Origin of the sequence: uncultured Dokdonia sp. (genome assembly GCF_937910895.1) — a bacterium.
In the GTDB taxonomy this organism is placed as follows: domain Bacteria; phylum Bacteroidota; class Bacteroidia; order Flavobacteriales; family Flavobacteriaceae; genus Dokdonia.
This window is the reverse complement of record NZ_CALEMI010000101.1, coordinates 1-9727: the sequence shown is the minus strand read 5'-3', so window position 1 is coordinate 9727 and position 9727 is coordinate 1. Positions and strand designations below refer to the sequence as shown.

12 protein-coding genes are annotated in these 9727 nt (G+C 36.0%); 7 read left to right on the top strand and 5 right to left on the bottom strand.

Going from position 1 to position 9727, the window contains the following annotated elements; all coding sequences use genetic code 11:
- The 4 genes from Q0505_RS12430 to Q0505_RS12415 form a co-directional block, all read left to right on the top strand.
- On the top strand, positions 1 to 806 hold an 806-nt coding region (locus Q0505_RS12430), incomplete at its 5' end, for a dihydrolipoamide acetyltransferase family protein (RefSeq protein ID WP_299213291.1).
- Between the two features lie 69 nt (positions 807 to 875).
- Complete coding sequence (locus tag Q0505_RS12425) at positions 876 to 1928, top strand: M20/M25/M40 family metallo-hydrolase (RefSeq protein ID WP_299213289.1); 1053 nt, start codon at positions 876 to 878, stop codon at positions 1926 to 1928.
- Positions 1928 to 2608 (top strand): SDR family oxidoreductase, encoded by a 681-nt coding sequence (locus Q0505_RS12420; RefSeq protein WP_299213287.1) that lies wholly within the window; start codon positions 1928 to 1930, stop codon positions 2606 to 2608. Before Q0505_RS12425 ends, Q0505_RS12420 begins: the two co-directional genes overlap by 1 nt.
- 12 nt (positions 2609 to 2620) lie before the next feature.
- Positions 2621 to 3118 (top strand): NAD(P)H-dependent oxidoreductase, encoded by a 498-nt coding sequence (locus Q0505_RS12415; protein WP_299213285.1) that lies wholly within the window; start codon positions 2621 to 2623, stop codon positions 3116 to 3118.
- A 42-nt stretch (positions 3119 to 3160) separates the two neighbouring features.
- Here Q0505_RS12415 and Q0505_RS12410 read toward each other — a convergent pair whose 3' ends face one another.
- Positions 3161 to 3367 (bottom strand): hypothetical protein, encoded by a 207-nt coding sequence (locus Q0505_RS12410; protein WP_299213283.1) that lies wholly within the window; start codon positions 3365 to 3367, stop codon positions 3161 to 3163.
- Between the two features lie 27 nt (positions 3368 to 3394).
- The gene (locus tag Q0505_RS12405) at positions 3395 to 3604 is read right to left on the bottom strand and encodes a hypothetical protein (RefSeq protein WP_299213281.1); all 210 of its coding nucleotides are present in this window, start codon (positions 3602 to 3604) and stop codon (positions 3395 to 3397) included.
- A gap of 234 nt (positions 3605 to 3838) precedes the next feature.
- Between Q0505_RS12405 and Q0505_RS12400 the strand changes: the two genes are divergently transcribed.
- Genes Q0505_RS12400 through Q0505_RS12390 form a run of 3 tightly spaced genes read left to right on the top strand, consistent with a single transcriptional unit; the run spans position 3839 to position 7027 of the window.
- Positions 3839 to 4435 (top strand): SprT-like domain-containing protein, encoded by a 597-nt coding sequence (locus tag Q0505_RS12400; RefSeq protein ID WP_299213279.1) that lies wholly within the window; start codon positions 3839 to 3841, stop codon positions 4433 to 4435.
- A gap of 5 nt (positions 4436 to 4440) precedes the next feature.
- Positions 4441 to 5529 carry a mannose-1-phosphate guanylyltransferase gene (locus Q0505_RS12395; RefSeq protein ID WP_299213277.1) on the top strand — a complete coding sequence of 363 codons (1089 nt, stop codon included), beginning with the start codon at positions 4441 to 4443 and terminating at the stop codon, positions 5527 to 5529.
- A 34-nt stretch (positions 5530 to 5563) separates the two neighbouring features.
- On the top strand, positions 5564 to 7027 hold the full coding sequence (locus Q0505_RS12390; protein ID WP_299213275.1) for a DUF389 domain-containing protein: 1464 nt from the start codon (positions 5564 to 5566) through the stop codon (positions 7025 to 7027).
- Between the two features lie 39 nt (positions 7028 to 7066).
- Here the strand turns inward: Q0505_RS12390 and Q0505_RS12385 are convergent, their stop codons facing one another.
- From Q0505_RS12385 to Q0505_RS12375, 3 genes are all read right to left on the bottom strand, one after another.
- Positions 7067 to 7831: an ATP-binding cassette domain-containing protein gene (locus tag Q0505_RS12385; protein WP_299213273.1), complete on the bottom strand. Its 765-nt coding sequence runs from the start codon at positions 7829 to 7831 to the stop codon at positions 7067 to 7069.
- Positions 7831 to 8568: an ABC transporter permease gene (locus Q0505_RS12380; RefSeq protein WP_299213270.1), complete on the bottom strand. Its 738-nt coding sequence runs from the start codon at positions 8566 to 8568 to the stop codon at positions 7831 to 7833. Before Q0505_RS12380 ends, Q0505_RS12385 begins: the two co-directional genes overlap by 1 nt.
- A gap of 75 nt (positions 8569 to 8643) precedes the next feature.
- The gene (locus Q0505_RS12375; protein WP_299213293.1) at positions 8644 to 9681 is read right to left on the bottom strand and encodes an alkaline phosphatase; all 1038 of its coding nucleotides are present in this window, start codon (positions 9679 to 9681) and stop codon (positions 8644 to 8646) included.
- Positions 9682 to 9727: the final 46 nt, after the last annotated feature.

Genomic DNA, 9727 nt, shown 5'->3' with positions numbered 1-9727 from the left:
AAGAAAAAGGAATTGATATCGCTATGGTATCCGGTTCTGGAGATGGTGGAAGAATCATCAAAAGAGATATAGAGGGCTATCAACCAGCAGCAGGAGGTGTTCGACCTTTTGTACCAGCTGGGATTGAATCTGTTGAGGAGATGGCAAACAGTCAGATGCGCAAAACAATTGCCAAGCGTCTAGCCGCCTCCAAATTTACAGCACCACACTATTACTTAGGTGTTGAGTATGATATGGACAATGCCATTGCCTTTAGAACGCAATTCAATTCTATTCCAGATACTAAAATTTCATTCAACGATATTGTTGTTAAGGCAACTGCCTTAGCATTAAAACAACATCCGCAAGTAAACTCACAGTGGTTTGATGATAAGATGAAATTAAATCATCACGTACATATTGGGGTAGCGGTTGCCGTTCCTGATGGATTGGTTGTACCTGTAGTTAATTTTGCAAATGAAAAATCATTACCACAAATTAATGCTGAGGTAAAAGAACTTGCAGGAAAAGCACGTAATAAAAAATTAACCATTCAAGAAATGGAAGGAAGTACCTTTACCATTTCAAACCTTGGAATGTTTGGGATTACAGATTTTACTTCGATTATCAATCAGCCTAATTCTGCGATTTTATCTGTAGGAGCGATTGTAGAAAAACCCGTTGTAAAAGACGGTCAGGTTGTCGTAGGAAATACCATGAAGTTGACGATGGCATGTGATCACCGAACTGTAGATGGTGCTACAGGAGCACAGTTCTTACAAACGCTCAAAATGTATATCGAAAATCCAGTATTAATGCTGGCGTAATTTTGCTTTCGCGAAAGCATAACCATATAAATCCCATCTTTTCAGATGGGATTTTTTATCTTTAGCACTATGAGAAAACTATTCCTTTTGGGTGTTTTGAGCATCCTCATGTCATGTGGTTCTGCATTACAACCCGTAAAAACGTCTAATGTTCCACCGCCACCTCCACCGCCACCTTCTGTAAAAGTGCCAAATACACCCAAGCCTGATCCTACAAAAGATCAGATGACAATGGTGTTTCCTAACATTAATAAAATGACTTCTGTTAAGAAAACAATTGAGTTTTTAGCTGCAGATGAGTTACAAGGAAGAGATACGGGAAGTATGGAAATAGAAATTGCGGCACAATTTATAGAAGCACGTTTTAAAAATGCTGGTGTAGCTCCTTATTTTGAAACCTATAGAGACAACTTTATAGCAAAAGAAAAAGATGCCTTTAATGTGGTAGGTGTCGTAGAAGGCAACGATCCTGTGTTGAAAAACGAGATTATTATCATCGGGGCGCATTATGATCATATAGGAAAAGGAAAACCTGTAGGTGAGGATACGATTGCAAATGGAGCTAATGATAATGCTGCAGGAACTACCGCTGTTTTAGCGCTTGCAGATCATTTCGCGAAAGCGAAAACCAATAAACGTACTATTATTTTTACATTATACTCCGCTGAAGAAAAAGGACTGTTAGGATCAAAGCATTTAGCAAAGCGACTTAAAGATGAAAAAATTATGCCGTATGTGATGTTTAATATAGAAATGATCGGCGTGCCTATGAAAGATAAAGATCATTTGGTGTATATCTCTGGATATGATCTTTCAAATATGCCTGCAAAGTTTAACGAATACGCAGGAGAAAACGTGATAGGATTCTTACCAAAAGCCAAAGAATTTAACCTCTTTATGCGTAGTGACAACTACCCTTTTTATCAAGAATTTAATATTCCAGCACATACTATTTCTTCTTTTGATTTCACTAATTATAATCACTATCATGGCGTAGGTGATGAAGCAGACAAGATGGATATTCCGTTTATGGAAAAGGTGATACAAAAACTCATTCCAGGACTAGAACGTATGGCAAATACGAAGACACAGGAGATTAAAATGAACGAAATCAAAAACTAATGAAAAGAATTATTGTTACAGGAACGAGCAGAGGGATAGGCTATGAATTGGTTCAAATACTAGCAAATCAAGGGCATCAGGTGCTTGCGCTTTCGCGAAATGAGACCCCGTGTAAAATTCTCAATAAACAGAATATTACCGCCTTTTCTTTTGACATTACAAACGCTACTCATTTTCAAAAAGTCATTGATTTCATTGAAAGTGATTGGGAAGGTGTTGATGTATTGATTAATAATGCGGGTGCCTTATTAAATAAACCGTTTGCCGAAACCACCATGGAAGATTTTGAAGCCGTGTATAAAGTCAATGTATTTGGCGTGGCAGAGCTTACGCGAAAGGTACTTCCATATATGACTTCTGGTGCACACGTAGTGACCGTAAGTAGTATGGGTGGTGTGCAAGGTAGTATGAAGTTTCCTGGACTTGCTGCCTATAGTTCTAGTAAAGGTGCTGTGATCACGTGGAGCGAACTCCTCGCCGAAGAATATAAAGAACAACAAGTTGCCTTTAATGTAGTGGCCCTTGGAGCTGTGCAAACAGAAATGCTAGAAGAAGCCTTTCCAGGCTATCAAGCACCATTAACCGCAAAAGAAATGGCAGATTACTTAGCCAACTTTGCACTGACTGGAAATAAATTCTATAACGGGAAGTTGTTACAAGTTTCTACAAGTACACCTTAAACATATATCGCATTGAATAAAACAGTCATCATTTTAGGAAGTTCTCGATCCGATGGAAATACAGCAAAGGCTGTTCAAGATCTACAACAGCTTATGGACTGTGATATTATAGATTTGAGCGAGTATGAAATAAGTTATTATGACTATGAGCACGCTAATAAGGACGACGATTTCCTTCCTTTAATGAGACGTGTTATCGGGGACTATCAAAATATCATTGTGGCTACCCCTGTCTATTGGTATACCATGAGTGGGATTCTAAAAGTGTTTTTTGATAGATTTTCTGATCTACTCACCATAGAAAAGGAGTTAGGAAGAAAGTTGAGAGATAAAGGTTTTGGAGCAATGAGTTGTAGTCTTAATAACACAGTAGATGATGTATTCTGGTATCCTTTTAAAAGCACGGCAGGATATTTAGGAATGATTTATTTAGGTAATGTTCATGTGAGTTCACATAAAAATAGAAGTCAACTTGAAGATTTTATTTCACAATTAGAAAAGGCTTCTTGATTTTAAAACCAAGAAGCCTTTTCTATTTAAAGTTACTTTGTATTAAAATCTACAAAATTTTTCTATAAAAACCTGCCCATTGACTTCAAAAGAGATACCACAACCTGTACTACAAGACGGACAGTCATTATCCCTATTGCAGTCAATAAACTGGGCTTGACAACCTCCCCAGTATCCTCCTTTAATTTCTTTTTGCTCGTTGTTAGAAAGTGTTCTAACTCCTTTTAGGTTTAATGTTTTCTTTAACATGTGTTGAATTTTAAAAATGATTATTATTTAATAAAATTGACATACATCAGGAACGTTTAGAGGTCCAGTTGGCGAATCTACAGTAACTCCACAAGTGCGACCACAAGGGCAGTCACTGTCATCATAGCAAATAACGATTTGAGCTTGACAATTTCCCCAAAATCCTCCATTGATTTCTTTTTGCTCGTTGTTAGAAAGTGTTCTAACACCTTTTAAGTTTAATGTTTTCTTTAACATACTAAATATTTTTAAGTTAATAATAGCATGAAGATACATTCTTTTTTGTATTAAATACTTTATATATAGCTTGTTGTAGGCTTATTTTGTTTAAATTAGGGTGGTAGTTTTTACTGAGTATTAGACAGAATTCATTTCATTTATAATAAAAGAAAAGTAAAATAATTTTAGATAAGGATTGGTGTATATCCTTGTTTGAAAAGTAGAATATTCTTATTTTACCAAAGAATATACATGGTAGATACCCTTAAAAAATACATCCCAGAAAGAGCTGCAAATCCTGCCTTTGAGTTGATCAAGACTCATGGTGTGTATTTGAAAATTGTCAATGAACGAATCACTCGTCATGGGGATTATAGAAGGATGCCCAACGGACAACATCAAATCACCGTAAATGTAAGCCTGAATAAATACCGATTTTTAATGACGCTTATTCACGAGATCGCACATCTCGTTGCCTTTGAAAAGTATGGGCGACTTATAAAACCTCACGGAAGAGAATGGAAACATACTTTTCAACTATTAATGCTTCCGTTTATTAGACCTGATATTTTTCCGCAAGAAGTATTACCTTATATAGCACGCCATTTTAAAAATCCTAAAGCAAGTAGCGACACAGATGCGCACTTATCTGTAGCGCTCAAAAAGTACGACCCACCCACTGATAAAAATTATATCTTTGAGATTCCCACAGGGGCGAGATTCAGAATCTACAATGGTAAAATTTTCAGAAAAGGAAACAAGCGTGTAAAACGCTATGAGTGTGTAGAGGTAGCTACGGGGAAAGTGTATTTATTTCAGCCTAATGCTGAAATTGAACAATTGGATTGAAAGGCATGAGTACAAAAAACAAGAATTATTATGCACTATTAATGGCAGGAGGCGTGGGTTCTCGCTTTTGGCCAGTAAGTGTTGAAGCATATCCTAAACAATTTCACGATATGTTAGGAACAGGCGAAACGTTATTGCAAAAAACCTTCAGCAGACTTGCAAAATTTGTTCCTGAAGATCAAATACTCGTACTTACCAACAGTAAATATAACGCGCTTGTCAAAGAGCAAATCCCTCAGATAGCACAAAAAAATATTGTATTAGAATCGGCGATGCGTAATACGGCTCCGTGTATCTTGTTGTCTGCTTTAAAAATAGAAAAGGAAAACCCAGATGCGGTAATGATTGTGGCACCTAGTGATGCCTGGATTGAAGATGAAGATGCGTTTGTACATGATTTACAAATTGCATTTGACGCCTCGCAAGAAGAAAATGTCATTACTACGATAGGGATTCAACCGACATTTCCTAATACAGGATATGGATATATCAATTATGATCAGGCGGATACCGCTTTCGCGAAAGCGGTTAAAAGATTTACAGAAAAACCAGATTATACGACAGCAAAACAGTTTTTGAAAAGTGGGGATTACTTATGGAACGCAGGAATGTTTATCTGGAGCGCACAAACCGTATTGAATGGGTTTAAAACACACTTACCAGAAATGTATGCCTTATTTGCTAAAGGAATAGATGTATACAATACTCCCGAAGAACAAGAATTTATCAATACGCAGTATCCTAATGCCGAAAATATTAGTATTGATTATGGCATCATGGAAAAGCATAAACATGTAAAAGTAGTTCCTGCTACTTTTGATTGGAATGATCTAGGTACTTGGGGTTCTTTATATGAAAAAACAGATAAAAATCAAGATGAAAACGCAATCATAAATGCGAGAGTGATTACATCAAATACATCGGGTACTATCATCAGAACAGAAAGTAATAAAGTAGTGATTGTTGATGGACTTCAAGATTATATTATCGTAGAAAAAGAAGGTGTTCTTATGATTGTGCCAAAATCTAAAGAACAAGATATTAAACAGATACGTAATGCGGTGCAATCAAAATTTGGTCGTAATTTAGGATAATATAAGAGTACGTCAAATCTATAGTTTCAAGAATATGGACGAAGCAGACAAAGAGATCCAACAAAATAAGGAAGCGGTAAAGCAAAATGCTAAAGGGCTTTGGGAAACAATTAAAAAATTCCTATCAGAACTGCTAGATATTCGTCAGGATACCGATAGAGATGCCACAGTAGAAGCTGTTAGAAAAGACATTCCTTTTAAAGGGCATAACGCATGGATTCTTATTTTTTCTATTTTCATTGCGAGTATAGGACTTAATGTCAGTAGTACCGCAGTTGTGATAGGCGCTATGCTTATCTCACCATTAATGGGACCTATTGTTGGGGTAGGGCTTTCTACCGCAATAAATGATGGAGTGATGTTGCGGAGATCCTTTGTGAACTTAGGGATTATGGTGTTTTTAAGTGTGCTTACTGCCTTTGTTTATTTTAGAATATCACCGCTCACTGAGCTTACACCAGAACTTGAAGCTAGAACGTATCCTACCATTTTAGATGTATTTATCGCTATTTTTGGAGGTCTTGCACTTATTGTTGCTAAAACAAAAAAAGGAACTATCGCTAGTGTGATTTTTGGCGTCGCTATTGCTACGGCATTAATGCCACCTTTGTGTACAGTTGGATATGGACTCGCTGTAGGAAATTGGACTTTTGCGGGAGGAGCATTATACCTATTTTCTATAAATGCCGTATTTATAGCACTTGCCACTTTTGTTGTTGTGAAGCTTTTGAGGTTTCCGATGGTAAAATATGCAAATCAAAAACAACGTAAAAGAGTGACATTAATCGCTACGCTAGTAGCTATTACCGTGATTGTTCCGAGTATTATATTGTTTGTTAAATTATATCAAAAACAAATATTTGTAAACGATGTTAAACTTTTTGTTAATGAGGTTGTTGATTATGAGGGTGTTGAGGTTATAAAATTTACAGAAGATTATGACCGTAAAGAGATTGACTTATATCTGATAGGAAATCTTGTGCCTCAAAACAAGGTACAAGCTTGGCAAACTAAACTAGAGAAAATAAAAGGATTAGAATTAACGTCTCTTGTTGTTCATCAAGGAGCTGATCAAAGTTCTGCGCTCGCAGCGCAATTATCTTCTCAGGTAAAATCGGGAATTTTGGAAGACTTATATCTGAAAAATCAAGAAAATTTACAAGGAAAGGATGCGCAAATAGAATTACTGGAAGAGCAAATCGTACGACTTAAAGGAGCAGCGCTTCCTTTTGATCGTCTCGGTGAAGAAGTAAAAACTTTGTATGATGGATTGGAGGGTTTTGCGTATGCTAATATGGTATATTCTAACTTTAAAAGTTCAGATACCATCACCACATTTAAGTTAGGTTGGGTAGATACCATACCACTAGTGGTACGACAAAAGAATAATGAAAAAATAGCAGATTGGTTGAAAAAAAGATTTAATCTGGATACCCTTGTTATAGAAGAATACACAGCAAAAGAGTTTGTAGCTTTAGGACAACAAACAAAAACTTAATAGTACATGAGCGCTTAAAATAAAATATAAAAGGGAGAATTAAATTTTGGCATTCTGAGCTTTACGCACCATTTTAAATAGGTTGGAAGAATATACAAAATTGGTTACTTCTTCATTATCTGTTTTAAAAATTTGAGATTTATCTCCTTCCCACGCAAGATGTCCTTTTTTTAAGAAGATAATTTTCTCACCAATTTCCATCACAGAATTCATATCATGCGTATTAATGATGGTTGTAATATTATATTCTTCTGTGATCTCTTTAATTAAATTATCAATAACCGTAGCCGTATGCGGATCTAATCCAGAATTAGGCTCATCACAAAAAAGATACTTAGGATTATTTACAATAGCTCTGGCAATGGCTACACGCTTTTGCATTCCCCCAGATATTTCTGAAGGTAATCTATGATTTGCATTTTCGAGGTTGACACGATCTATTACCGTATTTGTGCGTTCAAGCATTTCATTTTTTTTCATCTTTGTAAACATCCGCAAAGGAAACATAATATTTTCCTCTACAGTCATAGAATCAAAAAGGGCGCTTCCTTGAAAAACCATCCCTATTTTTTCTCTAATATCCCGTTGGTCTTCAAAATCTAAATCGGAGTAACAGACACCATCGTATAAAATTTTACCGCTGTCAGGTCTAAAAAGGCCTAACATACTTTTTATAAACACCGTTTTTCCAGATCCACTCTGTCCAATGATGAGATTCGTTTTTCCTTTTTCAAAAGTGGTATTGAGTCCTTTGAGAACTTCTACATCTCCAAATCCTTTTCTTAAATCACGTACTTCTATCATTAGCTTAATAACATTTGAGTGATAAAATAATTTGTAACAATAATCGCGACACTCGTCCATACAAAAGAAGTCGTACTTGCTTTACCTACTTCCAGTGCCCCACCTCGCATATAAAATCCATGATAGGACGGGATGGTAGCCAGTAAAAAGGAAAATATGAATGTCTTTAAAAATGCATATACAATATGAAATGGAATAAAGTCATCTCTCAAGCCTGTCAAAAACTGATCGGCTGTTGTAAATCCACCATAAACAGCAGCAACGTAAGCACCTAAAATCCCTAAGAACATAGCGATAGCAATTACAAAAGGGTAAAAACACATCGCAACTATCTTAGGAAATACGAGGTAGTTTAAAGAATTGATCCCCATCACTTCTAGTGCATCAATTTGTTCTGTTACACGCATAGTTCCTATACTAGACGTGATAAAAGAACCTACTTTACCAGCCATAATAATAGATAAGAACGTAGGCGCAAATTCAAGAATAACAGATTGTCTTGAAGCAAACCCTATAAGTTCTTTTGGAATGATTGGATTGGTAAGGTTAAGTGCTGTCTGAATAGCCACAACACCTCCTACAAAAAATGATATAAATGCAACGATTCCTAAAGAACCTATAATCAGGTCATCTATTTCTTTAAAAATTAAAATTCTTAATACCTTCCCTTTTGTCGGTTTGACAAAAGTTTCTTTAATCATTAAGAAGTATTTACCTATATCGTGTAGATATGTCATGCAATTTCTTTGTAAAGGCTAAATTAATAAAATAAAATTCGGCGAAAGCTATTTTAGTATGGCTTTATGAAAGTTCTATAATTTAAGGAGTGCTTTAATTTTTTCATAGATAGCGGTATTTTCATAAATTCCAGAAAATTCTTCAGCGCCTGGTCCATAAGCAAAAACAGGAACCATGGTTGCTGAGTGTCCTCCTGTAGAAAAACTAGGTTTAATTTTATTATAATTACCATCGTCAGAGGCTAGCGTAAATCCTCCCGTTTCATGATCGGCAGTGACGATGACAAGCGTGTTTTTATCTTTCTTAGCAAAGTCTAATACATTTCCTAAAACAACATCAAAATCTATCATTTCTCCAATAAGATAGTCACTATCATTGTTATGACCACCCCAATCTATTTGAGAACCTTCTACCATTAAGAAAAATCCATCCTTGTCTTTCTTCAAATACGAAAGCCCTAATGCCGTAGCATCATATAGGAAAGAACCTCTTCCTTCTATCATTTTTGGCATTCCTCCATCTGCAAGGAGAAATCCATATTTCTTATTTGGATCTGTTGTAATATTTCCATTTAATGACGTTGTTTCTATTTCGAAGCCGTTTTTTGTGAGTTCGCTGATTAGATCTTTTTTGTCAGATCTATCAGTAAAAAATTGAAGACCACCACCAGCAAAAAAGTCAACTGAAGAGTAGGTAAGAGCTTCAGCAATTTCTTCTTCCATTTTTCGGTATCTCACGTGTGCATAAAAACTAGCAGGCGTAGCGTGTGTGATGGTTGAGGTCGCAATGACTCCTGTAGCATAACCACGCTCAGATAAGTCTTCTAATAGAGTTGGAGTTGCTATGGTATCTGTATTGACTCCAATAGCCCCATTATATGTTTTTACCCCAGCCGAGAATGCCGTAGCTCCAGCAGCCGAGTCTGTAATAAGATCGCTCGCAGATGATGTTTTTATAAGTCCGATATGCTTAAAACGTTCATAGTTAGAAGGCTCCGAATGATAAAATTGCGTTGCTGATATTTGGCTTATTCCCGTACCATCAGCAATCATAAAGATGATATTTTTAGGGGTCTTTTTTTTTTTTTTTTTTAGGTTTTTTTGGGTTAGCAAGCGGTTGCGGGGTTTCAATAATTTTTTTGGTAGCAAAAGAAAAAAA